Here is a 22373-nt window from a genome sequence, read left to right as displayed (position 1 = left end):
GGAGCATCCCATGTTTTCGCAGCGCAAGCTGTCGAGCCCGTCTGATCGCGGTTTTGTCCAGATGATCTGGAACGCGATCCTTCTCGTTCAGACCCGTGAAACGACCTCGCTTATGACAGGCCGTAACCGCTAGGCAGACAGTGCGGCCGGAAATGTCACCGAGGCTTTCAGCCCCCTGCCATCCGGCCCTTCGCCCAGCGTGAGATCTCCGCCGAACAGACCGGCAATCTCCTCGACGATCGGAAGTCCCAGCCCCATTCCCGGTGCTTCGCCGCGTCCGCCGCGCGCGAAACGCTGGCGTGCGACCTGCCGGCTTTCCGGCGGGATGCCGGGGCCGTTGTCTTCGACGTCGAGCCGGATCGCGCCGTCCTGCGTGCCAACACGAACCGTCACCTCCGCACCCTTGCCCGCATAGGCGATGGCGTTTTCGATCAGGTTGCGCAGAAGCTCGCCGATCAGGAGCGGCTCGGCCCGGATCAAGGCCTTGCCTTCGCCCTCGAAACCGAGATCGATGCCCGCGTCGCTGGCGCCGGGAACGCGATCGCCGGTGATCTGCTGGGCGAGCGGCATCAGGTCGATGACCTCGAGCGGCTGCGGCTCCGTCGATCCGGCGGCATCGATCTTTGCCATCAGCAGCAGTTGCGCCAGAATGCGCTCGGCATGGGCAACGGCCTCGTCACCTTTGCGGGCGGCGGCTTGCGCTTCCTCCAAAGTCGTGGCGCGGGCGGACAGGGCCAGCTGGGTGCGGATGATGGCGAGCGGCGTGCGCAGCTGGTGGCTGGCATTGCCGGAGAAATGCCTGAGTGCATCGAGTGCCGATTGCAGCCGCACCATGAAGGAATTGACCGTTTCGACCAGCCCCTCGACCTCGCTCGGCACCGACTGATCGATCGGATGAAGATCGGCGGGGCTGCGCTCGGCAATCGCGTCGCCGAGGCGGTAGAGCGGCCTGAGCGAAAACGTCACCGCGATCCAGACGATGGCCGCGGCGCCGAGGATCATCATCATCAGCCGGAATGCCGAGCGCAGCAGAATGGCCTGCGTCAGCTGCCGCCGGGCGATCGTCGTTTCCGCGACGGTGACGACGAAAGGCACCGAGTTGATGCCGGTCGAGGCGGAACGCTCCAGCGCGGCGACCCGGATCGGCTCGCCGCGAAACTGGGCATCGGCATAGACGGCCGACTGGCCGTTCATGTCGGCGACCGAGGGCAGGTTCTGATAGCCGGTGATGAACTGTCCGGGCGGGCCATCGACGCGGTAGAAGACCCGGTCCTGCGCCGCCGACGTCAGCATCTCCAGCGCCACATAGGGGATATCGACCTCAAGCGAACCGTCCTCGGCGACCACCACCCGCTCGGCGATCGCCAGAGCCGAACCGGCGAGTACGCGATCGGAGACGACATTCGCCGTGTTGACGGCTTCCCGATAGGTGTCGGTCAGGGCGAGCGCGCCGATGACGGCGGTCGAGATCAGCAGCCAGGCAAGCAGCCCGCGACGAAGCGAATAGGCCGCCCGCGCCATCAGGCGGCCGCCATCTTATCGAGATAATAACCGATGCCCCGCGCCGTGCGCACCGTCAGCCCGTGCGGCGCCAGCCGCTTGCGCAGCCGGCTGACATATTGCTCGATGGCATTGGCGCTGAGATCGTCGTCGAAGGCCGTCAGCGACTGGATGATCGCCTCCTTGGCGACGACCTTGCCGGCACGCATGAACAGGATTTCGAGCAGGCCAAGCTCGCGGGCCGGGATATCGAGGGTGACGCCGCCGGCGGAGAACGTTCGCGAATTGAGGTCGAACGACACGCTGCCATAGCTGACCAGCGACGAGCGAAGTCCCGCCTGCCGGCGCAGCAGAACCCGGACGCGGGCCTCGAATTCGCTGATGTCGAAGGGCTTGATCATGTAGTCGTCGGCACCGAGATCGAGCCCCCTGATCTTCTCTTCCTGCGTGCCCCGCGCCGTCAGGATCAGCACCGCCGCCTTGTTCTGCCGCGCCCGCATCGAGCGCAGCACGTCGAGACCGTCCATTTCCGGCAGGTTGAGATCGAGGATGACGAGATCGAAGGCTTCGGTCGATGTCACGGCATCGGCCGAAGCGCCGTCATGAACGACATCGACCGCATAGCCGCTGCCGCGCAGGATGGCGACAAGCCCTTCCGAAAGCGCCTTGTTGTCCTCGACCAGTAGTATCCGCAAATCCGCTGTCTCCCTGATGCCACTCTATCGGGCGCGCTTGCGCTTGTGAACGGGCCGACGCTGCGGCAATATCGTTTTATGCGTTTCCTTGCCGTTCTCAGCCTTCTTAGCGGATTTTCACTGCCCGCCGCCGCCCAGCCGGTGCTGTTTCCGGCCCTGTCGGGCGATGCGGAGGCACCGGTGGTCAACGTCTATTCCTCGCTCGACGTGCCGCTGGCCACGCCGATGATCACCGGTTTCCAGGCCGCCAATCCGGATGTGGCGGTGCGCTACGAGGACATGCTGACCGGCGAGATCTACGACCGGATCGTCAAGGAAACCGATGCGGGCGAGAAGACCGCCGATTTCGCCTTTTCCTCGGCCATGGACCTGCAGGTCAAGCTCAGCAATGACGGCTATGCCCAGCGCAGCGACCTGCCGATGAGCGGCCGCTGGCCGGCCTGGGCCAACTGGCGCAACACCGCCTATGCCCTGACCTTCGAGCCGGCCGTCTTCGTCTATCACAAACCGAGTTTTATCGATGAGAAGCCGCCCTCGACACGGGCCGAGTTCGTCCATTATCTCAAGCGGCAGGGAAGCGCCGTCTTCGGCAAGATCGGCACCTACGACATCGAACGCTCCGGCGTCGGCTTCCTGTTCATGGCGCGCGACCAGGAGCAGTTCGGCGATATCTGGTCGGTGATCCAGGCGATGGGCGCCGCCGGGGTCAAGCTCTACTCGACCAGCTCGGCCATCCTCGAGCGCGTGTCCGACGGCCGTTTCGTGCTCGGCTACAATATCCTCGGCTCCTATGCCGCCGACTGGGCGTCACGCCATCCGGATGTCGGCATCGTGCTACCGCGGGACTACACCGTCGTCATGTCGCGCATCGGACTGGTGCCGCAAGCCGCCGCCTCGCCGGATCTCGGGCGGCGCTATCTGGAGTTCTTCATGTCGAAGGAAGGCCAGACGATCATGGCGCGCGAGCTGCAGATCCCCGCCGTCAGCCCGGATGTGGCGGGAACCAACACAGCCAGCACCATGCGCGAAATGCTCGGTGCGCAGTTGCGGCCGGTTCCGGTCAGCCCCGGGCTGATGGTCTATCTCGATCAGGTCAAGCGGGCGCGGCTGATTGCCCGCTGGAACGAAGTTTTGCGGCTCCAGTAGACGAAACGCGAAAATTGGCGGAGATTAATCCGGCAAGGCCCTGCCGATGTCAGGTAAATGACAGCTTGCTGTGGTGCCTTGCAGGTCTTCATCGTCCGTGGAGGCGGACGATCGAGGCGTATGGGAGGAGTTTCATCAGACCCGGCGCAAAGGCGAGCCTTGAAGGCTGCCGCGCCCGATTTGTACCGATGAGCCATCCCCGTCCGCAAAGATGAACACTGTGCACGCCGAACAACGAGCGCGCCTGACGGAGGACTATCCTTGAAACAGTTTTTTCTGGCATCCATTCTCGCCGGCGCTCTTGCCCTGCCGGCCGTCGCCGCCGACTACACCATCATCGCTCCGGCCAACCCGGGCGGCGGCTGGGATCAGACGGCACGTTCGATCCAGTCGGTGATGCAGTCCGAAGGCATTTCCGGCAATGTTCAGGTACAGAACGTGCCCGGCGCCGGCGGCACCATCGGCCTTGCGCAGTTCGCCAGCCAGTCGGCCGGCAACGCCAATGCCCTGATCGTCGGCGGCTACGTCATGGTCGGCGCCATCCTCACCAACAAATCGCCCGTCACGCTCAAGGACGTCACGCCGATCGCCCGCCTGACCGGCGAATACGAAGCGATCGTCGTTCCGGCGGATTCGCCGCTGAAGACCATGGGCGATCTCGTCGAGGCGCTGAAGAAGGATCCGGGCGCGGTCTCCTGGGGCGGCGGCTCTGCCGGCGGCACCGACCATATCGCCGTCGGCCTGATTGCCAAGGCGGCTGGCGTCGATCCGACCAAGATCAACTACATCGCGTTTTCCGGCGGTGGTGAAGCCCTTGCCGCCATTCTCGGCAGCCAGGTGACAGCCGGCATTTCCGGTTACGGCGAGTTTGAAAGCCAGATCAAGTCCGGCACGCTGCGGCTTCTGGCCGTATCGAGCGCCGAGCGCATTGCCGGCATCGACGCCCCGACCATCAAGGAAGGCGGCCTCGATGTCGTCGTTGAAAACTGGCGCATGATCGCCGCCGCCCCCGGCCTGAGCGACGAGCAGAAGGCGGCCGTTTCGGCCGATATCGAAAAGCTGGCAAAATCCGCCGGCTGGCAGGAAACCCTGAAGACCAAGGGCTGGCAGGATACCTACCTTGCCGGTGACGCCTTCAACGAACAGTTGGCCAAGGACGTTTCGGCAACCGAAGGCGTCCTCAAGGACATTGGTCTGGTTCAATGAGCAAGGGCAACACCCCTTTGACACAGAAACGCCGCCCCGACCGGGCGGCGCTTTTCATCGCCGCGTTTCTGGCGGCGCTCGCCGGCCTGATCTTCTGGGATACGTCCCGGCTTGCCACGATCGTCAGCTATTCCGGCATCGGCCCGGCGACCATCCCGTTCGTCATTGCCTGCGGCCTGCTTTTCCTGGCCGCATGGACTGTTTTCGAGGCGCTCCGCGGCGATTTTCCAGTGCGCGATCGCCAGGAGTTCGGTCCAGTCATCTGGATCGTCGGCGGTCTCGCCGCGCAGATGCTGCTGCTGAAGCCGCTCGGCTTCTCGGTCGCGACCGGCCTGCTCTTTGCCTTGACCGCCGCCGGCTTCGGCAAGCGCAAGCTGTGGTTCACGATCCCCATCGGCATCGCGATCTGTCTCGGGGTCTGGCTGATCTTTGCAGGCCTCTTGCAGCTGTCGCTGCCGGCCGGTCCGCTCGAACATCTGTTTTGGTAAGGCCCTGACATGAACACTTTCGATTTCCTGATGCAGGGCATGCTCGTCGCCGCCCAGCCGATGAACCTGCTCTATGCGCTGATCGGCGTGACGCTTGGAACCGCCGTCGGCGTTCTGCCCGGCATCGGCCCGGCGCTGACCGTGGCGCTGCTCCTGCCGGTCACCTACAAGCTCGATCCGGGCGGTTCGCTGATCATGTTCGCCGGTATCTATTACGGCGGCATGTACGGCGGCTCGACCACCTCGATCCTGCTGAACACGCCGGGGGAAAGCGCTTCCATCGTCACCGCGCTCGAGGGCAACAAGATGGCCCGGGCCGGACGCGGCGGGCCGGCGCTGGCGACAGCCGCCATCGGCTCCTTCGTCGCCGGTCTGATCGCCACGCTGGCGCTCGCCTTCATCGCGCCGTTCGTCGTCAAGCTGGCTCTGGTCTTCGGTCCGCGCGAATATTTCGCACTGATGGTCCTTGCCTTCGTCACCGTCTCCTCGGCTTTCGGCGATTCGACCCTGCGCGGGCTGACCTCGCTGTTCATCGGCTTTGCGCTGGCGATCATCGGCATCGACCAGTTGACCGGCCAGGCACGCATGAGCTTCGGCATTCCCGATCTGCTGGATGGCGTCGAGGTGACGACCTTGGCCGTTGCCATGTTCGCCATCGGTGAATCGCTGTTCATCGCCGCGCAAGGCAACCTGGGGCCGGACAAGATCGAGGCGGTCAAGGGATCGGTCTGGATGACCGGTCAGGACTGGGCCCGCTCCTGGAAGGCCTGGCTGCGCGGAACGGCGATCGGCTTCCCGATCGGCGCGATGCCGGCCGGCGGCGCCGAAATCGGCACATTCCTCTCCTATGCGGCTGAAAAACGGCTGTCCAAACATCCGGAAGAATTCGGCCACGGCGCCATTGAAGGCGTCGCAGGGCCGGAAGCGGCCAACAACGCCTCCGCCGCGGGCACGCTCGTTCCGCTGCTGACGCTCGGCCTGCCGACCACGGCGACCGCGGCGATCATGCTGGCAGGCTTCCAGCAATATGGCCTGCAGCCCGGTCCACTGCTGTTTGCCACCAACCCGCAGCTCGTCTGGGGCCTGATCGCCAGCCTGCTCATCGCCAACTTCATGCTTTTGGTACTGAACCTGCCGCTGGTCGGCCTCTGGGTGAAGCTTCTGACCATCCCGAAGCCCTGGCTCTATGCCGGCATCCTGCTGTTTGCGACGCTCGGCACCATCGGCGCCAATCCTTCGGTGTTCGAACTCGGCATGCTGCTGGCCTTCGGCGTCCTCGGCTATGTCATGCGCATCTTCGGCTACCCGATCGCGCCGGTCGTCGTCGGCCTGATCCTCGGGCCGCTGGCCGAGCAGCAGCTGCGCCGGGCGCTGGCCATCAGCCAGGGCGACGTCACCGTGCTGTTCACATCACCGGTCGCCGCCACCCTCCTGGTGATTGCCGCAGCCGCTCTGATCGTACCGCTGATCCTGCGGGCGCGTGGGCGTGGTGAAGTGCTTTCGCAGCTTGCCGCCAACGAAGACTAGAGCATCCCGTATCGGGCAAAACGGCCCCATGCGGATAAGATGCTCTCGAATCCAGGAGACGCTCCTCCCAAGACCGTCACAAGAAAAGGCCCGGTTAGCACATGTTAACCGGGCCTTTTCTATTTGCATGGCTGGGATGAATTCCTGTGCGTTGTAAACACATCTTCGAGGCCTCATATTCCTGTCATCGAACAACACGATGAACAACTTAGGAAAGTGAGCAAAGAGATGAGTGCCCGTAAATCTGCCCGAGGCTTTTTCGGTAATGCCATCGCCATCTTCGGCGCGGCCACGGCCGTTGCCGCGGCTGTCGAGGGCCGCCGCCGTCCGATGGACCGCGACCTCTATACGCTTGGGATCGATCCGAAGAACTTCCATTCCGTCAAGCGCGGCTAATTGCGGACCCGGCGCGCTGTCATAGCGCGCCATGGGCCTGCCGGCCGAAACTGATTTCATCCATAAAAAAATCCGCCAATCATGCGATTGGCGGATTTTTTGTTTGGGCGTTTGTCGAACCCTATGCTTCGGCCTGTGCGTGCCCGGCCTGTTCCCGCCTGTTGTGGCGGATCGACGACCAGAGCGAGACGCCGATCAGGGCTGCTCCGCCAAGGCCGGTGATCACTTCCGGGATATGCACCAGCGTCTGGCAATACATGATCACCGAGAGGATCAGGATCGCGTAGAAGGCGCCGTGTTCCAGATAGCGGTATTCGGCAAGCGTTCCCTTTTCCACCAGCATGATGGTCATCGAGCGCACGTACATGGCGCCGATACCCAGACCGATGGCGATGACGAACAGGTTCTGCGTCAAGGCGAAGGCGCCGATCACGCCGTCGAAGGAGAAGCTGGCATCCAGCACTTCCAGATAGATGAAGGCGCCAAGGCCGCCCTTTGCCGCCGCGCTCATCGTCTGCTGCGACGCATCGAGCAACCCGCCGACAACCTCGACTGCGAGGAAGGTCAAAAGGCCGTAGATGGCGCAATAGACGAAGGTCGTGGATTCCGCGCCTTCGAGAAACGATGAAAACACCAGGATCAGCGCCAGCACGAAGGCAATTTCCACACCCTTGATCGAAGCGAACCGGGACATGTTGCGTTCCAGCGCCTTGATCCAGTGCACATCCTTCTCATGGTCGAAGAAGAATTTCAGGCCGACCATCATCAGGAAGGTACCGCCGAACGCGGCGATCGGCAGATGCGCCTCGTTCATGATGCGGGCATATTCTTCCGGACGCGCGGCCGCCAGCACGAGGGCGTCGATCGGCCCGATATTGGCGGCGATCACCACGATCAGCAGCGGGAAGACGATACGCATGCCGAAGACGGCAATGACGATGCCCCAGGTCAGGAAGCGGTGCTGCCAGACCGGCGTCATTTCCTTCAGCTTGTTGGCGTTGACGATGGCATTGTCGAAGGAGAGCGAGATTTCCAGTACGGCAAGCACCGTACAGACGAAGAAGACCGTGGCCATGCCGCCGATCGTTCCGGTGGTTGTCCAGCCGAGCCAGGCGCCGAGCGCAAGGCCCGCCGCCGTGACGATGAAGGCCCATTTGAAATAGCCGAGTGCCGAAGTCTGGGGAGCGGTGGTCATGGCCGCACCTCCGATCCGTCAAGGCTGAGGGCGGGAGTGGAATAGATGAAAAAATCCCGCATGCCATGCTCGGCATGCGAAGAACGCATGAGGTGGAGTGTCATTTGCTGATAGTCCGCCGGCTTATTTGCGGGTGATACCGACATCACGAGAGCGCCGTAAAACTCTCGCCAGAGGGGCCCGGTATCAGGTTCACCCCGCAGGCGTGTTGAAATGCCCTGCACCGCGGAGTTGTTCCTTACTTAGCGATCCTTTGGCCAAGGTCAAGGGAGCAGGCGGCAAAGAGCCTCGCCTTTTGCTGAAAGCTTGAGATGCGTTCTCTGCGTGCGGCTTTCGCGCCGGACGATATCGAGGGGCGCATCCGGCCCGGCGAGCATGTTGATCTCGCGCAGAACAAGCGCATGGGCGATGCCGAACAGTCTGGCAAACGTGCGGCTGTCCGCAGCAATGCCACACCATACGGCCACGACGAGGGCCGCCGTCAGCGGCGAAAGCGTCGCGTCCTGCCGGCGCAGCGCCTCGACCAGGGCAAGGAAATCCGCTTCGGATCCACTCTCCGGCATCAGGCCGCGTCTGCGGCCGCAGTTCGCGTGCGAAACGAGACGAGCACCGATTTCGAGGTCGGGGTATCGCTCTGGTCGCCGGCACTCGACAGCGGCACCAGCACATTGAGCTCGGGGTAATAGCCGGCGACGCAACCGCGCGGAATATCATAGGGCACGAAGCGGAAGTCGCTGGCGATACGGGAGATGCCATCGCTGCTCCGGCCGATGACATCGGCGCGGTCGCCGGCCTCCGCACCGAGGTCTGCCAGATCGGCCGGGTTGATGAAGACGACGTTGCGTTCGCCGTAGACGCCGCGATAGCGGTCGTCCATACCGTAGATCGTCGTGTTGTACTGGTCGTGCGAGCGGAAGGTCTGCAGCACGAAGACACCCTGCTGATCGCGGGCGATCTGATGTTCCACGGCGGCAGGCAGCGGCCCGGTCCAGAACGTCGCGCGGCCGGCCGGTGTTTCCCACTCACGGTTTGCAGCCGTGTTGCGCAGGTGAAAACCGCGCGGCTTGCGGACGCGCACGTTATAATCTTCGAAACCCGGAATGACCCGGGCGATATGATCGCGGATCAGGTCGTAGTCGTCGGCAAGCGCTGCCCAATCGACCTTTACCGAACCGACGGTCGCCGCCGCGATGCCGGCGATGATGGCGACTTCGGAGCGCAGTTCCGGCGATGCCGGCTTGTTGATGCCACCCGAGCCGTGCACCATGCTCATCGAATCCTCGACCGTGACGATCTGGCTGACGCCCTTGGAATTCCGGTCGATCTCGGTACGGCCAAGGCACGGCAGGATGAAGCTGGTTTCGCCCGGCATCAGATGCGAATGATTGAGCTTGGTGGCGATATTGACCGTCAGCTTCTGGCGGGCCAGAGCCCCGGCAATGAGCGGGCTGTCCGGCGTGGCGCGGGCAAAATTGCCGCCAAGGCCGATGAAGGCCCGGGCCGAGCCGTCGAGCATGGCGCCGATGGCGGCGAGCACATTGTGGCCCTCCTTGCGCGGCGCCCTGAAGTCGAATTCCTTTTCCAAGGCATCGAGGAAGGCGGCCGGCGCCTTCTCGTTGATGCCGACCGTGCGGTCGCCCTGCACGTTGGAATGGCCGCGCACCGGGCAGAGGCCAGCCCCCGGCTTGCCGATATTGCCACGCAGCATCATGAAATTGGCGATCTCGCGGATGGTGATCACCGAATGACGATGCTGGGTCACGCCCATCGCCCAGGTGCAGATTACCCGTTCGGCACCGAGATAGGTCGCCGCCGCGCGCTCGATCTCGGCGCGCGTCAATCCGGACTGGTCCTCGATTGCATCCCAACCCGTCGCATCGACGGCAGCACGATAGGCTTCGAAATCCGCCGTATGCCGGCTGAGAAAATCATGGTCAAGGACGGAGGGTTCGCCTGCTGCAAGCGCTGCGTCGTCGGCTGCGAAAACCGCCTTCGCCATGCCGCGCACGGCCGCCATGTCGCCACCAAGACGGGGCTGGAAATAGTCGCTGGCAATCTCGGTCGAGCCGCCGCGCAGCATTTCCAGCTTGTCCTGAGGGTCGGCGAAACGCTCCAGCCCGCGTTCGCGCACCGGATTGAAAACGGTGATCCTGGCGCCGCGTGTCGCAGCCCGGCGCAGATCGCCCAGCATGCGCGGATGGTTGGTGCCGGGGTTCTGGCCGATGACGAAGATCGCATCTGCCTTCTCGAAATCCTCCAGCAGCACCGTGCCCTTGCCGACGCCCACCGCCTGCTTCATGGCGACGCCGCTTGCCTCGTGGCACATGTTGGAGCAGTCGGGAAAATTGTTGGTGCCGTAGAGACGGACGAACAGCTGGTAGAGGAAGGCGGCTTCGTTGGAGGCGCGGCCGGAGGTGTAGAATTCCGCCCGGTCCGGCGTGTCGAAACTGTTGAGGATTGCGCCGATCTCGGTAAAGGCGGCATCCCAGCTGACGCGGACATAGGTGTCGGTTGCGCGATCGTAGCGCATGGGATGGGTGAGCCGCCCCTGCTGCTCCAGTTCGTAATCACTCCAGGACTGGAGGGCGGTGACGGTATGGGCGGCAAAGAAATCGGGTGGGGTGCGCTTGTCGGTCGCTTCCCAGGCGACGGCCTTGACGCCGTTTTCGCAGAATTCGAACGAGGACCCATGTTCCGGGTCGCCCCAGGCACAGCCCGGGCAGTCGAAACCATCGGGCTGGTTGGCCTTCATGAGGGCGCGGGCGCCCGAAATCGGCGAACCGCTTTCCAAAAGCCGCTTGCCGCAGCTTTTCAGCGCGCCCCAGCCGCCTGCAGCATTGGAACGTTTGCCGATGAAAACAGTCTTGCCCATGAACGCAGCGACCTTTGACGCCTGGATGATAGAAGAAACACGACCAAAAAACCGGCCTGAATACGCTTTTGGCCGAATTTCAGTGTTCTTTCAATGGCGTACTTCGCATCTATCGATAGAAAACTTCTATCATGTTGCACTGCAAAATCAAAGGGATAGGGTCGCTCACATTCCGATTGTTCATCGAACCATACTTTTTCAGGGATGGATTGATGCACGGGAATATGCGAGTGGCGGGCATCTTTTCCGGAACCTTTGCCAATGACTGTCGAAACAGCGCCCACCGCCCAGACATCGAACGCCGCCCGCAACGGCGTCTTGATCATGCTGCTCGGCATGCTGATGTTCTCGCTCAACGACGTCATGGGAAAATGGCTGGTTTCGACCTATTCGGTCAGCCAGCTGATGACCATCCGCAGCGTCGCGGCGCTGATCGTGCTGACGCCGTTTTTCATCAAGCGCGGCTGGCGCAGCCTAATCTTGGTCGATCGGCCCTGGCTGCATGCCCTGCGCGCCCTGCTCTTTGCCGTCGATGCATCCGCCTTCTATTTTGCCGTCGCCTATATGCCGCTTGCCGACACCATGACCTATTGGCTGGCAGCCCCGATCTATGTGGCCGCAGCCTCGCCGTTCCTGTTGGGCGAGAAGGTCGGCTGGCGGCGGTGGACGGCAATTCTCATCGGCTTTGCCGGGGTGCTTGTCGCGCTCGAACCGTCATCCAAAAGTTTTTCGGTGCCGGCGCTGATCGCGCTCGTCGGCAGCGCCGCCTTTGCCTTTGCCCTGCTTTTAGGGCGGACGCTGCGCTCGACGCCCGATACGACGCTGATCTTCTGGCAGCTGAGCGGTGCGCTGATCTTTTCGCTGGTCGGGGTCGGTGCCAATCCGGCCGGCTGGGCGCCGCTGGATATGCAGGCCGTGCTCTGCCTCAGCCTTCTCGGCATCGTCGCCATGCTTGCCCATATTCTCGTCAGCCGCTCGCTCAAGCTGGCGGACGCGGCCACCGTCGTGCCGCTGCAATATACGCTTCTGTTCTGGGCCGTCGTCTTCGGCTGGATCTTCTTTGGCGATACGCCCCACTGGACGGTGATCATCGGCGCCGCGCTAATCGTTGCCTCCGGCCTGTTCATCTTCTTCCGCGAACAGCAGCTGAAGCGCCGAGGCGGGATCAGCGAATAGGATCTTACGGCCGCTGCACGCCCGTTGCCGTCACGTAGATCGAATAGAGCGATTGCGTCGCTGTGATGAACAGCCGGTTGCGGCGCGGGCCGCCGAAGGTAAGGTTTGAGACGCCCTGCGGGATACGGATCTTGCCGAGCAGGGTTCCGTCCGGCGCAAAACAATGCACCGCATGGCCGCCGCTGGTCCAGAGATTGCCGTTCGTATCGAGGCGGAATCCATCCGGGCGGCCCTCGTCGAGGCGGCAGAAGACGCCGGGATTGCTGAGGCGCGCACCATCCACATCATAGACGCGGATATGGGCGGGCGCCGTATCGTCCGGATTGGTGCCGCTGTCGGCGACATAGAGCCGGGTTTCGTCCACCGAGAAGGCAAGCCCGTTCGGCTGGAGGAAGTCGCTGGCGGCGGCCGTCAGTTCGCCGGTTACCGGATCGAGCCGGTAGACGCTGCGCAGCGCCTGCTCGGGCGCTGCCTTATAGCCCTCATAATCGGACAGGATGCCGTAGGTCGGATCGCTGAACCAGATGCTGCCGTCCGAGCGCACCACGACATCATTGGGCGAGTTCAGCCGCTTGCCCTCAAAGCTGTCGGCCAGAACGGTGATCGAACCATCGGCTTCCGTGCGGGTGACACGGCGGGTACCATGTTCGCAGGAGATCAGCCGGCCCTGCCGGTCGCGCGTATGACCGTTGGCGAAGTTCGAGGGGGTGCGGTACACGGAGACGCCGCCATCGGGCACCCAGCGCAACATCCGCTGGTTGGGAATGTCACTCCACAAAAGCTGCTGCGCATCGTCGAACCAGACCGGTCCTTCGGCCCAGCGGCAGCCGGAATAAAGCTCCTCAAGCGCGGCGCTGCCGACGATCAGCGACCGAAAACGGGGATCATGGATTTCGTAAAGCGATGGGCCGGGCATGGTGTGTTCCAATGGTTTCAAGGTTGCTGCTTTGCGCTTCCACTCTACCAAAGCAAGATCATGCAGGGAGGGCTCCGCGAACGCAGCCTATTGCATAACGTCCCAAACTGAAATTGGATCGTCGCCAAAGTTGTGCAGCGGTTTCAGAGCACTGCAGAAGCCCGCATGGGGATGTCATCTCAGTTCACGATACTGCGGAATTCCCGGTTGGCTTAGCCCCTCACCCTAGCCCTCTCCCCGCACGCGGGGAGAGGGAATGACGGAGTTTGCCGCTTGGTCCTTCTCCCCGTTATGACGGGGAGAAGGTGCCCGACAGGGCGGATGAGGGGCACGAGGCCGCGGTGCGAACCGTGGCTGCCCCCTGGAATTCGTCCGCGCTCACGCCGTGAAGGCGGCGCTCATCAGGGTTTGCGTGTAGCTTTCGCGCGGTGCGTCGAAGATCGCGTCGGTCTCGCCTTCCTCGACGATCTTGCCGTTTTTCATCACCACCACATAATCCGACATCGCCTTGATCACGGAAAGATCGTGGCTGATGAAGATATAGGAGAGCCCGTGCGCCGTCTGCAGATCGCGCAGGAGGTCGATGACCTGTCCCTGTACCGAGCGATCGAGCGCCGAGGTCGGTTCGTCGAGGATAACGACCTTGGGCTTGAGGATGATGGCCCGGGCAATGGCGATGCGCTGGCGCTGGCCGCCGGAGAATTCGTGCGGATAGCGGTTGCGGGCGGCCGGGTCGAGGCGGACTTCCTTGAGCGCCTCGATCGCCCGCTTGTCGCGCTCGGCCCGGCTCAATTGCGGCTCGTGGACATAGAGCCCCTCGGTGATGATCTCGCCGACCGTCTGGCGTGGCGACAGCGATCCGTAGGGGTCCTGGAAGACCAGCTGCAATTGCCGGCGCAGCGGCCGCATGGCGGAGCGGCCAAAATCTGAGATGTTGGTCGCGCCGAACTGGTAGCGCCCGGTGCTCGGCACCAGCCGCAGAAGCGCGCGGCCGAGTGTCGATTTGCCCGAGCCGGATTCGCCGACGATGCCGATGGTCTGGCCTTCCCTCAGCCGGATATTGACGCCATCGACGGCACGAAAAATCCCGGCGGAGCTGCCGAACAGCCCGCCGCCTGTGGCATAGTCCACCGCGACATTCCGGCCTTCGAGAATGATGGGCACCTTGTCGCCGGGCGACAGCTTGCGGCCATGCGGCTCGGCGGCCAGCAGCATCTTGGTATAGTCCGCCTGCGGCCGCTCGAAGATATCCGCCGTCGTTCCCGTCTCCACCACCTCGCCCCGGCGCATGACCGCGACGCGGCTGGCAAAGTGGCGGACGATGCCGAGATCATGAGTGATCAGCACCACCGCCATGCCGAACTTGGCCTGCAGCTTGTTGAGCAGGTCGAGGATCTGCGCCTGGATGGTGACATCGAGCGCCGTCGTCGGCTCGTCGGCAATCAGGATGTCGGGATCGTTGGCAAGCGCCATGGCGATCATCACGCGCTGACGCTGGCCGCCGGACATTTCATGCGGATAGCTGTCGATCCGCCGCGCGGGATCGGGAATACCGACGAGCTCGAGCAGCTCCAGCACGCGGGCACGGGCCTGCTTGAACGTGCCGCCGCGATGATGGACGATCGGTTCGGCAATCTGCCGGCCGATCGTATAGAGCGGATCGAGCGAGGTCATCGGTTCCTGGAAGATCATGGTGATCTTGGCGCCGCGCACCTTGTTGAGCGCCTTCAGCGGCAGTCCGACCAGTTCCTGGCCGCGATACTTTGCCGAGCCGGTGACCCGGCCGTTGCCGGCCAGCAGGCCCATGATGCCCATCATCGTCTGGCTCTTGCCGGAACCGCTCTCGCCCACCACGGCCAGTGTTTCCCCGGCCTTGATGTCGAGATCGATGCCCTTGACCGCCTGCACGTCGCCATCCGGCGTCGTGAAGGTGACCTTGAGGCTGCGCACAGCGAGAATTGTTTCCCGTGAATCAGTCATGTCAGCGGTCCTTCGGGTCGAGCGCATCGCGCAGGCCGTCGCCGGCGAAGTTCAGCGAGAACAGGGTGAGGACGAAGAAGATCGCCGGGAAGATCAAGAGCCAGGGCGCCGACTGGATATTGTTGGCGCCTTCGGCGATCAGCGCGCCCCAGCTCGTCAGCGGCGCCTGAACGCCGAGGCCGAGGAAGGAAAGGAAGCTTTCGAGCAGGATGACCTTCGGAACCACGACAGTGACGAAGACCACCACAGGGCCGATCGTATTGGGGATAATGTGGCGGCGGATGATCTGCCAGTCGGTCAAGCCCAGCGCCTGTGCCGCGCCGATGAATTCGCGCCGTTTCAGCGCCAATGTCTGGCCGCGCACGATACGGGCCATGTCCAGCCATTCCACAGCGCCGATGACGAGGAAGATCAGGATGAACGAGCGGCCGAAGAACACGACGAGCACGACGACGAGGAAGACGAAGGGCAGCGAATAGAGAATTTCGACAAACCGCATCATGACATTGTCGATGCGGCCGCCGATATAGCCGGAGGTGGCACCGTAGAGAACGCCGATCGAGAGCGAGACGAGGCTGGCCAGCAGGCCGACAGCGATCGAGATCTGGCCGCCGAGCATGACGCGGGCCATCAGGTCGCGGCCGTTGGAATCGGTGCCGAACAGGAAATATTCCCGCGACACCTGACCGGTCAGCTTCAGCGTCTTGCCGTCGTCCTCGGTCGCCACCACCTGTGTGCTGTCGAATTCGTTGGCGCGGTCGAAATAGCGCGTGGTGCGCGGGTCGATCGGCGTGTCCGAGGTCACGGTGGCCGTAAACGTCTGGCCATCGACGGCAAACTCCTTGAGGGTAACGCGCGCCCGTCCGGCCACGCCTTCCATCACCGCCTGCAGGCTCGATGCGTCCGGCCGGGGCTCGAAGCTCGGCGGGATCGAGACGTAGGACGGAAAGACCTGGTCGTAGGTGTGGCTGATGAAATAGGGGCCGAGGAAGGAAAACAGCGTGATCAGCACCAGCGTGACGCAACCGGCCATGGCGGCACGGTTGCGGCGAAAACGCATGGTGGCAAGCTGAAACAGGCTTCTGCTGGCCGTTTCCGGCGGCAGCGGCGTGGTGGCGATATCAGTCATGGCGAACCCTCGGATCGAGAAGGCCGTAGAGAATATCGACCAGAAGATTGAAGACGATGACGAAGATGGCGATCAGCACCACGGTTCCCATTACCAGCGTGTAATCGCGGTTGATCGCGCCGAGCACGAAATAGCGGCCGACGCCGGGAATGGTGAAGATCGTCTCGACCACGGCCGAGCCGGTGAGCAGGGCTGCCGCTGCCGGCGCCAGATAGGAAACCACCGGCAGCATGGCGGCGCGCATCGCATGGGTGATGACCACCGTGCGCGACGGCAGGCCATAGGCGCGCGCCGTGCGGATATGATCGGTGTGCAGTGCCTCGATCATCGAGCCGCGCGTCAGCCGGGCAAAGACCGCCAGCTGCGGCAAGGCAAGCGCAATCATCGGCAGGATCAGGAAGCGCAGCGAGCCATCACCCCAGCTGCCGGCCGGAAGCCAGGCGAGCGTGATGGCGAAGACGAGGGTCAATACGGGGCCGACGACGAAATTCGGCACCGTGACGCCGACGGTGGAGACCGACATGATCAGGAAATCAAGGGCACTGTTTTGCCGGAGCGCCGCAATCGTGCCGGCCAGCACGCCGCCGACCAGGGCCAGCAGCAGCGCGTAGAAACCGAGCTCCATCGAATAGGGCAGGCCCTTGCCGATCAGTTCGGCGACGGTGTTGTCCTTGTAGATGTAGCTGGGTCCGAAATCGCCGGTCACCGCATTGCCGATATAGGCGAGGTACTGGTTCCAGAGCGGCTGGTCCAGATGATACGTCGCCATCAGGTTCGCCATGGTTTGCGGCGGCAGCGGACGTTCGAGATTGAAGGGGCCGCCGGGGGCAAACCGCATCAGGAAGAAGGAAATCGTGACGACGATAAACAGCGTCGGCACGGCGCTCGCAAGGCGGCGCAGGACAAAGGAGATCATGGTTTTGCTCTCTGACCGTGACGCGCGGCAGCCAACGACTGCCGCGCGTCAAAATCCGTTATTCGGAAACGCTCAGGAAGCGGCTCAGATGCTGGTTCGCAGCATTGTCCTGCCAGCCCTTCACCTTGTCGGACACCAGCCAGAGATCGGCCTGGGTGAGGAACGGCGCGATCGGCTGTTCCTTCATCAGAAGCGCTTCGGCTTCATGAAGCGTCTTGGAGCGAACGGCCGGATCGATCTCCTCGTAGGACTTCTTCATCAGCGCGTCGAACTCGGGGTTCTCGAAGTGACCGTAGTTGAAGGTCTTGTTCGAGGACAGGCTGAGCGCCAGGAAGTTTTCGGGGTCGGCATAGTCGGCTACCCAGCCAGCGCGGGCGACATTGAACTTGCCGCCTTCCTGCAGGTAGGCATAGTGCGAGGAGACGTCGAGATTGACCAGCGACACCTTGGCGCCGAACGTGTTCTTCCACATGTCGGCAACGGCAGTTGCCACACGTTCATGGTTCGGGTTGGTGTTGTAGCGAATCTCGATATCAAGCGGCTTTCCGCCCTCACCGTAACCGGCTTCCTTCATCAGCTTGAGTGCTTCATCTTCGCGGTCGAGCTGCGACTTGTCGGCGAAATCGGCCTTGGCCGGATCGCCGTAATTGTCCATGCCCGGAGGCACCATCGAGTAGGATGGCAGCTGCGAGCCCGAGTAGATTTCCTTGGCGAGGAAGTCGCGATCGACGGCCATGGAGAGCGCACGGCGGACGCGCACGTCGCTATAGGGCTCCTGGCGGGTGTCGAAGGCATAATAATAGGTCGCCAGCGTCGGCGAGACACGCACCTGCTCGCCATAGGACTTGCGCAGGCGTTCCAGCTGGTCGGCCGAGAAGTTGTAGGCGAGGTCCATTTCCTTGGCCTCGAACCGGCGCACGGAGGCCGCCTGGTCGTCGATCGGGTAGAAGATCACCTTGTCGATCTTGACGTTGGCCGCATCCCAGTATTCCGGGTTCTTTTCCGTTGTCAGGCTGTCGTTCGGCGTGTGGGCGACGAGCTTGTAGGCGCCGTTCGAGACCATCACACCCGGCTTGACGAAATCGGCGCCGTTCTTTTCGACGCTGGCCTTGGAGACGGGCAGGGCGGTCTGGTGCGCCAGCAGTTCGAGGAAGAAGGGGGTCGGGCGCTCAAGGGTGATTTCCAGCGTCTTGTCGTCGATGGCCTTGAGGCCGAGCTGATCGACCGGCACTTCGCCCTTGTTGACCTTTTCGGCATTCTTGATCGGGAACAGGATATTGGCGTAACCGGCCGCCGTCTTCGGATCCTCGACGCGCTGAAGTGAGAAGACGAAGTCCTCGGCGGTGACCGGAGAGCCATCCGACCATTTGGCGTCTGCGCGCAGCTTGAAGGTATAGACGGTGCCGTCGTCCGAGAGGCTCCAGGATTCGGCCGCACCCGGAATGATCTTGCCGGCCGCATCATAGATGGTCAGGCCTTCATAGAGATCCTTCAGGATGAACTCTTCGATGTTGATCGAGGTATGCGCCTGATCGAGCGTCTGCGGCTCGCCGGCATTGCCCCGGTGCAACACGGTTTCTGCGAGCACGGGGCTCGCGCCAACGAGGATCGATCCGAGCAGAATTGCTGTACGGAGGTTGATTTTTGCCAATGTCATTTTGTTATCCTTCCCCTTTTTTAGGTTTTGAAGCGGCGAGAGAATGCCAATTTTTCCTCATTGGCAAGGCTGTTTGTCGTGATGCGAACGCCGCGATGTCGCTGATGGACAGGGAATTATAGCGCCTTGGTTGCATTTCAATCGCGCCGCTTTCCACCGGATTTGCGCCAGCGGATGCGCTGCGGCAGCGACAGGCCGGCGGCCCGTCGCGCAAGTTTGGGTATTATTTCCGGCAGTTTACGTAATATGCAGTCTCCGGATGGTTCATCTCAGACAGGATCGTGTTGTTCATCCTCGGCGGTCGCCCGAGACCTGCCATCAGGCGGCCGCCATGAACGCACCGCGCACAGGCGGAAAACTTCAATCAAGAGTTGCTTCGATCAAATTGGCAAAAAAGTGCAGGATAATGTGCGCCCAAAGCTCCACCTGCAACGTTTCCGCTCGCAGAAGGGGCCCATTTCCAGCGCAACGGCGGTTGCCAAACCCGGATCATCAATTATGGTGCCAGGAAAATCCGCCCCACATTCGCCAGGAGGCCTGGTCGCGATACCAGTTGGCTTTTGTGGGGAGCACTTCTGCTCAGGCGGAGAATAAGGTGAGCGCCATCGTGATCAGGCAGGATGGCGCAAAGACAACGGGAGAGACTTCAACATGGCATTGATTACCTTGCGGCAGCTTTTGGACCACGCGGCTGAAAACAATTACGCGCTGCCCGCCTTCAACGTGAACAATCTGGAATATATCCAGGCTGTCATGCGCGCCGCCGATGCCACGGATTCTCCGGTCATCCTGCAGGCAAGCCGCGGCGCCCGCGCCTATGCGGGCGATGCCTTCCTGCGCCATCTGATCCTGGGCGCGACAGAGGAATATCCGCATATTCCGGTCTGCCTGCATCTCGATCACGGCGACCAGCCCTCCACCTGCATTTCGGCGATCACCAACGGCTTTACCTCGGTGATGATGGACGGCTCGTTGCTGGCCGACGGCAAGTCGATCGCCTCCTACGAATACAATGTCGGCGTCACCGCCGAAGTGGTGAAGATTGCGCACGCGGCCGGCGTGTCGGTCGAAGGCGAACTCGGCTGTCTCGGCAATCTGGAAACGGGTGCCGGCGAAAAGGAAGACGGCCATGGCTTCGAAGGCAAGCTGTCGCGCGAGGAGCTTTTGACCGATCCGGAACAGGCATTCGATTTCGTCGAAAAGACCGGCGTCGATGCATTGGCCGTCGCCATCGGCACCAGCCACGGCGCCTACAAGTTCACCCGCGCACCGGATGGCGAAATCCTCTCGATCGAGACCATCGCCAGAATCCACAAGCGCCTGCCGAACACCCACATGGTCATGCACGGCTCGTCTTCGGTGCCGCAGGACCTGCAGGACCTGTTCAACGAATTTGGTGGCCAGATGAAGCAGACCTGGGGCGTTCCCGTCCATGAAATCCAGAAGGCGATCCCGCTCGGTGTCCGCAAGGTCAATATCGACACCGACCTTCGCCTGGCGTTTACCGGCGAAATCCGCAAGCATCACCTGCAACACCCGGACAATTTCGACCCGCGCAACTATCTGAAGCCGGCGACCGCCCGCATGGTCGAGGTTTGCAAGGAACGCTTCATCGCCTTCAACGCGGCCGGCCAGGCCTCGAAAATCCGCGTCAAACGCCTGCCCGATATGGCAAAGGCCTATTCGACGGCTGCCTGACGAGGGCATCGTGGCGGGAGCCGATCCCGCCACGCGCCCGCCCGGCCCCGCCTTGAATGCGCCGGGCCGCTGGATTGACCCAACGGCTGATACGCACGACGACCGGCAAAAGCGCTTTACAACGCGGCCTGCCTTTGATTTGTCATGCGGCACGACAGTCTGGATATTTAAGGGAAGAGAAAAGATGAAACTTCTGCGGTACGGCCCCCTGGGTTCGGAAAAGCCGGGTGTTCTCGACAAGGACGGCCGGATCAGGGATCTGAGCGCCATCATCGCCGATGTCGGCGGCGATGCGATCAGCGACATGGGCTGGACAAAGAGCCTCGATATCGACAGCCTGCCGGTCGTCGACGGCAGCCCGCGCCTGGGCGCCTGCGTCTCCGGAACCGGCAAATTCATTTGCATCGGTCTCAACTACGCCGATCACGCGGCTGAAACCGGCGCCGCCGTGCCGCCGGAGCCGGTGATCTTCATGAAGGCCACGTCGGCGATCGTCGGTCCGAACGACGACGTGATCATCCCGCGCGGCTCGCAAGCCACCGACTGGGAAGTCGAGCTCGGCGTCGTCATCGGCAAAAAGGCGAAATATGTCTCCGAAGCCGAGGCGCTGGAGCATGTGGCGGGTTACTGCGTCATCAACGACGTTTCCGAGCGCGATTTCCAGACCAAGCGTTCCGGCCAGTGGACCAAGGGCAAGTCCTGCGACACGTTCGGCCCGACCGGCCCATGGCTCGTCACCAAGGACGAAGTCGCCGATCCGCAGAAGCTGAAGATGTGGCTGACCGTCAATGGCGAGAGCAAACAGAACGGATCGTCGAAGACCATGGTCTATGGCGTTGCGCATGTCGTCAGCTATCTCAGCCAGTTCATGACGCTGCATCCCGGCGACATCATCTCGACCGGTACGCCCCCCGGCGTCGGCATGGGCTTCAAGCCGCCGCAGTACCTCAAGGCCGGCGATGTCGTCGAGCTTGGCATCGAAGGGCTCGGCACCCAGAAGCAGACCTTCGTCGCCGACATCTGATCGCGACGGACACACAAAAAAAGGGCGCGTGCCACGGCATCGCGCCCTTTTTTGTGGTCTCAGGTTTCGATCTTCAGCTTGACCCGGTCGGCGGCGAAGCGGCTGCGGGCAAACTGCACCGGCACACCGTCCGGATCGGCATTGATCGCCGTCGCCTCGATGACGATGGCGCCGGGAGAAAGCCTGAGCAGCGCCAGTTCGGCCGAATCGGCATGCCGTGCGACAAGCTCCGTCGATACCCGCACATAATCGGCCAGCCCCTGCGCCGCAAAGGCCTTGGTGATCGAGCCCAGCCGCTCGAACTGCGTAGCCATATCCGCAAAGCGATCCGTCGGGAAATAGCTGGTGGAACAGGATACCGGCCGGCCATCGGCGCTGCTTACCAGCTCCATCCGGATGCAGGCCGTGCCGGGCGCAATCTTCAACCCCGTTGCGACCTCTCCGGCCGCCGGCACTGTTTCGTGCGACAGCAGCCTGGCTTCGATATCGCGGGCCTGATCGCTCAAGCCCTGCGAGAAGCGGGTGCGCCTGGAAATCGGAAAACTCAGCCGCTCTTTCCGCTGGATCAGCGTGCCCCGCCCCTGGATCGCCTGAACCAGACCCTCGTCGGCCAAGGCTGCCAGCGCGCTGCGAACGGTGTGGCGGTTGACGCCGAACTGACCGGCCAGTACGGTTTCGGGCGGAACCATGCCCGTCTGGTCATAGTCGCCATTGCTGATCGACAGCCGGATCAGGTCGGCGATCTGCCGCCAGAGGGCGACACCGGTCTGCCGCTCGACTGTCTTTTTCGCATTCATGTCACAAGCTCGTCACGTTGCAGTCCTACAAGAAATCATCAGATGTATAGTTGTC

The 22373-nt window shown here is 62.7% G+C and carries 20 protein-coding genes; 9 read left to right on the top strand and 11 right to left on the bottom strand.

Going from position 1 to position 22373, the window contains the following annotated elements:
- Positions 1-10 precede the first annotated feature (10 nt).
- Positions 11-133 carry a hypothetical protein gene (locus tag ADU59_RS31340; protein WP_274534236.1) on the top strand — a complete coding sequence of 41 codons (123 nt, stop codon included), beginning with the start codon at positions 11-13 and terminating at the stop codon, positions 131-133.
- On the opposite strand, the gene ADU59_RS20985 is transcribed toward ADU59_RS31340, so the two are convergent.
- Together ADU59_RS20985 and ADU59_RS20980 are read right to left on the bottom strand one after the other, a co-directional pair.
- Entirely contained in the window at positions 130-1521 is a 1392-nt protein-coding gene (locus ADU59_RS20985; protein WP_068956147.1) for a sensor histidine kinase, read from the bottom strand. The two genes, ADU59_RS31340 and ADU59_RS20985, sit on opposite strands and share 4 nt — an antisense overlap.
- Complete coding sequence (locus tag ADU59_RS20980; RefSeq protein ID WP_068956145.1) at positions 1521-2195, bottom strand: response regulator; 675 nt, start codon at positions 2193-2195, stop codon at positions 1521-1523. The genes ADU59_RS20985 and ADU59_RS20980 overlap by 1 nt, the downstream gene beginning before the upstream one ends.
- Positions 2196-2273: 78 nt before the next feature.
- Between ADU59_RS20980 and ADU59_RS20975 the strand changes: the two genes are divergently transcribed.
- The 5 genes from ADU59_RS20975 to ADU59_RS30915 all read left to right on the top strand — a co-directional run bounded on the left by ADU59_RS20975 (position 2274) and on the right by ADU59_RS30915 (position 6958).
- Positions 2274-3341: an ABC transporter substrate-binding protein gene (locus tag ADU59_RS20975; protein WP_068956143.1), complete on the top strand. Its 1068-nt coding sequence runs from the start codon at positions 2274-2276 to the stop codon at positions 3339-3341.
- Positions 3342-3602: 261 nt separating this feature from the next.
- Positions 3603-4547 (top strand): Bug family tripartite tricarboxylate transporter substrate binding protein, encoded by a 945-nt coding sequence (locus ADU59_RS20970; protein WP_068956141.1) that lies wholly within the window; start codon positions 3603-3605, stop codon positions 4545-4547.
- Complete coding sequence (locus ADU59_RS20965) at positions 4544-5035, top strand: tripartite tricarboxylate transporter TctB family protein (protein WP_068956138.1); 492 nt, start codon at positions 4544-4546, stop codon at positions 5033-5035. Before ADU59_RS20970 ends, ADU59_RS20965 begins: the two co-directional genes overlap by 4 nt.
- Positions 5036-5044: 9 nt before the next feature.
- Positions 5045-6562, top strand: a complete 1518-nt coding sequence (locus ADU59_RS20960) for a tripartite tricarboxylate transporter permease (protein WP_068956136.1) — start codon at positions 5045-5047, stop codon at positions 6560-6562.
- A gap of 228 nt (positions 6563-6790) precedes the next feature.
- On the top strand, positions 6791-6958 hold the full coding sequence (locus ADU59_RS30915; RefSeq protein WP_099050894.1) for a hypothetical protein: 168 nt from the start codon (positions 6791-6793) through the stop codon (positions 6956-6958).
- A gap of 121 nt (positions 6959-7079) precedes the next feature.
- Here the strand turns inward: ADU59_RS30915 and ADU59_RS20955 are convergent, their stop codons facing one another.
- From ADU59_RS20955 to ADU59_RS20945, 3 genes are all read right to left on the bottom strand, one after another.
- Positions 7080-8153, bottom strand: coding sequence for a DUF475 domain-containing protein (locus tag ADU59_RS20955; RefSeq protein ID WP_068956134.1), 1074 nt, complete (start codon positions 8151-8153; stop codon positions 7080-7082).
- Positions 8154-8416: 263 nt separating this feature from the next.
- The gene (locus tag ADU59_RS20950) at positions 8417-8716 is read right to left on the bottom strand and encodes a hypothetical protein (protein WP_068956132.1); all 300 of its coding nucleotides are present in this window, start codon (positions 8714-8716) and stop codon (positions 8417-8419) included.
- Complete coding sequence (locus tag ADU59_RS20945) at positions 8716-11025, bottom strand: FdhF/YdeP family oxidoreductase (protein WP_068956130.1); 2310 nt, start codon at positions 11023-11025, stop codon at positions 8716-8718. Before ADU59_RS20945 ends, ADU59_RS20950 begins: the two co-directional genes overlap by 1 nt.
- 261 nt (positions 11026-11286) lie before the next feature.
- On the opposite strand from ADU59_RS20945, the gene ADU59_RS20940 reads away from it, so the two are divergent.
- A complete protein-coding gene (locus tag ADU59_RS20940; protein WP_068956128.1) occupies positions 11287-12201 on the top strand; it encodes a DMT family transporter in 915 nt (304 codons plus the stop codon).
- 4 nt (positions 12202-12205) lie between these two features.
- On the opposite strand, the gene ADU59_RS20935 is transcribed toward ADU59_RS20940, so the two are convergent.
- The 5 genes from ADU59_RS20935 to ADU59_RS20915 form a co-directional block, all read right to left on the bottom strand.
- Positions 12206-13117 carry an SMP-30/gluconolactonase/LRE family protein gene (locus ADU59_RS20935; protein WP_068956126.1) on the bottom strand — a complete coding sequence of 304 codons (912 nt, stop codon included), beginning with the start codon at positions 13115-13117 and terminating at the stop codon, positions 12206-12208.
- 378 nt (positions 13118-13495) lie between these two features.
- Complete coding sequence (locus tag ADU59_RS20930; RefSeq protein WP_068956124.1) at positions 13496-15097, bottom strand: ABC transporter ATP-binding protein; 1602 nt, start codon at positions 15095-15097, stop codon at positions 13496-13498.
- Position 15098: 1 nt separating this feature from the next.
- Positions 15099-16226, bottom strand: coding sequence for an ABC transporter permease (locus ADU59_RS20925; protein WP_068956122.1), 1128 nt, complete (start codon positions 16224-16226; stop codon positions 15099-15101).
- The gene (gene oppB, locus ADU59_RS20920; protein ID WP_068956120.1) at positions 16219-17142 is read right to left on the bottom strand and encodes an oligopeptide ABC transporter permease OppB; all 924 of its coding nucleotides are present in this window, start codon (positions 17140-17142) and stop codon (positions 16219-16221) included. The genes ADU59_RS20925 and oppB overlap by 8 nt, the downstream gene beginning before the upstream one ends.
- A gap of 58 nt (positions 17143-17200) precedes the next feature.
- The gene (locus ADU59_RS20915) at positions 17201-18799 is read right to left on the bottom strand and encodes a peptide ABC transporter substrate-binding protein (RefSeq protein WP_068956118.1); all 1599 of its coding nucleotides are present in this window, start codon (positions 18797-18799) and stop codon (positions 17201-17203) included.
- Positions 18800-19450: 651 nt separating this feature from the next.
- Between ADU59_RS20915 and fba the strand changes: the two genes are divergently transcribed.
- Positions 19451-20497, top strand: coding sequence for a class II fructose-bisphosphate aldolase (fba, locus tag ADU59_RS20910; RefSeq protein ID WP_068956116.1), 1047 nt, complete (start codon positions 19451-19453; stop codon positions 20495-20497).
- Positions 20498-20681: 184 nt separating this feature from the next.
- Positions 20682-21521, top strand: a complete 840-nt coding sequence (locus ADU59_RS20905) for a fumarylacetoacetate hydrolase family protein (protein ID WP_068956113.1) — start codon at positions 20682-20684, stop codon at positions 21519-21521.
- A gap of 59 nt (positions 21522-21580) precedes the next feature.
- Here ADU59_RS20905 and phnF read toward each other — a convergent pair whose 3' ends face one another.
- Positions 21581-22318: a phosphonate metabolism transcriptional regulator PhnF gene (gene phnF, locus ADU59_RS20900; protein ID WP_068956111.1), complete on the bottom strand. Its 738-nt coding sequence runs from the start codon at positions 22316-22318 to the stop codon at positions 21581-21583.
- Positions 22319-22373: the final 55 nt, after the last annotated feature.

The organism is Pararhizobium polonicum, from assembly GCF_001687365.1.
GTDB classification, from domain to species: domain Bacteria; phylum Pseudomonadota; class Alphaproteobacteria; order Rhizobiales; family Rhizobiaceae; genus Pararhizobium; species Pararhizobium polonicum.
Note: the sequence above shows the minus strand (reverse complement) of the source record. Positions and strands in the feature narration are given on the sequence as shown.

Bases quoted from the DNA above. Each gene is read 5' to 3' on its own strand.
- ADU59_RS20935 (WP_068956126.1), bottom strand. From the start codon at position 13,117: ATGCCCGGCCCATCGCTTTACGAAATCCATGATCCCCGTTTTCGGTCG.
- ADU59_RS30915 (WP_099050894.1), top strand. From the start codon at position 6,791: ATGAGTGCCCGTAAATCTGCCCGAGGCTTTTTCGGTAATGCCATCGCC.
- ADU59_RS20930 (WP_068956124.1), bottom strand. From the start codon at position 15,097: ATGACTGATTCACGGGAAACAATTCTCGCTGTGCGCAGCCTCAAGGTC.
- fba (WP_068956116.1), top strand. From the start codon at position 19,451: ATGGCATTGATTACCTTGCGGCAGCTTTTGGACCACGCGGCTGAAAAC.
- ADU59_RS20985 (WP_068956147.1), bottom strand. From the start codon at position 1,521: ATGGCGCGGGCGGCCTATTCGCTTCGTCGCGGGCTGCTTGCCTGGCTG.
- oppB (WP_068956120.1), bottom strand. From the start codon at position 17,142: ATGATCTCCTTTGTCCTGCGCCGCCTTGCGAGCGCCGTGCCGACGCTG.
- ADU59_RS20955 (WP_068956134.1), bottom strand. From the start codon at position 8,153: ATGACCACCGCTCCCCAGACTTCGGCACTCGGCTATTTCAAATGGGCC.
- ADU59_RS20960 (WP_068956136.1), top strand. From the start codon at position 5,045: ATGAACACTTTCGATTTCCTGATGCAGGGCATGCTCGTCGCCGCCCAG.
- ADU59_RS20915 (WP_068956118.1), bottom strand. From the start codon at position 18,799: ATGACATTGGCAAAAATCAACCTCCGTACAGCAATTCTGCTCGGATCG.
- ADU59_RS20975 (WP_068956143.1), top strand. From the start codon at position 2,274: ATGCGTTTCCTTGCCGTTCTCAGCCTTCTTAGCGGATTTTCACTGCCC.
- ADU59_RS20905 (WP_068956113.1), top strand. From the start codon at position 20,682: ATGAAACTTCTGCGGTACGGCCCCCTGGGTTCGGAAAAGCCGGGTGTT.
- ADU59_RS20925 (WP_068956122.1), bottom strand. From the start codon at position 16,226: ATGACTGATATCGCCACCACGCCGCTGCCGCCGGAAACGGCCAGCAGA.
- ADU59_RS20950 (WP_068956132.1), bottom strand. From the start codon at position 8,716: ATGCCGGAGAGTGGATCCGAAGCGGATTTCCTTGCCCTGGTCGAGGCG.
- ADU59_RS20965 (WP_068956138.1), top strand. From the start codon at position 4,544: ATGAGCAAGGGCAACACCCCTTTGACACAGAAACGCCGCCCCGACCGG.
- ADU59_RS31340 (WP_274534236.1), top strand. From the start codon at position 11: ATGTTTTCGCAGCGCAAGCTGTCGAGCCCGTCTGATCGCGGTTTTGTC.
- phnF (WP_068956111.1), bottom strand. From the start codon at position 22,318: ATGAATGCGAAAAAGACAGTCGAGCGGCAGACCGGTGTCGCCCTCTGG.
- ADU59_RS20940 (WP_068956128.1), top strand. From the start codon at position 11,287: ATGACTGTCGAAACAGCGCCCACCGCCCAGACATCGAACGCCGCCCGC.
- ADU59_RS20945 (WP_068956130.1), bottom strand. From the start codon at position 11,025: ATGGGCAAGACTGTTTTCATCGGCAAACGTTCCAATGCTGCAGGCGGC.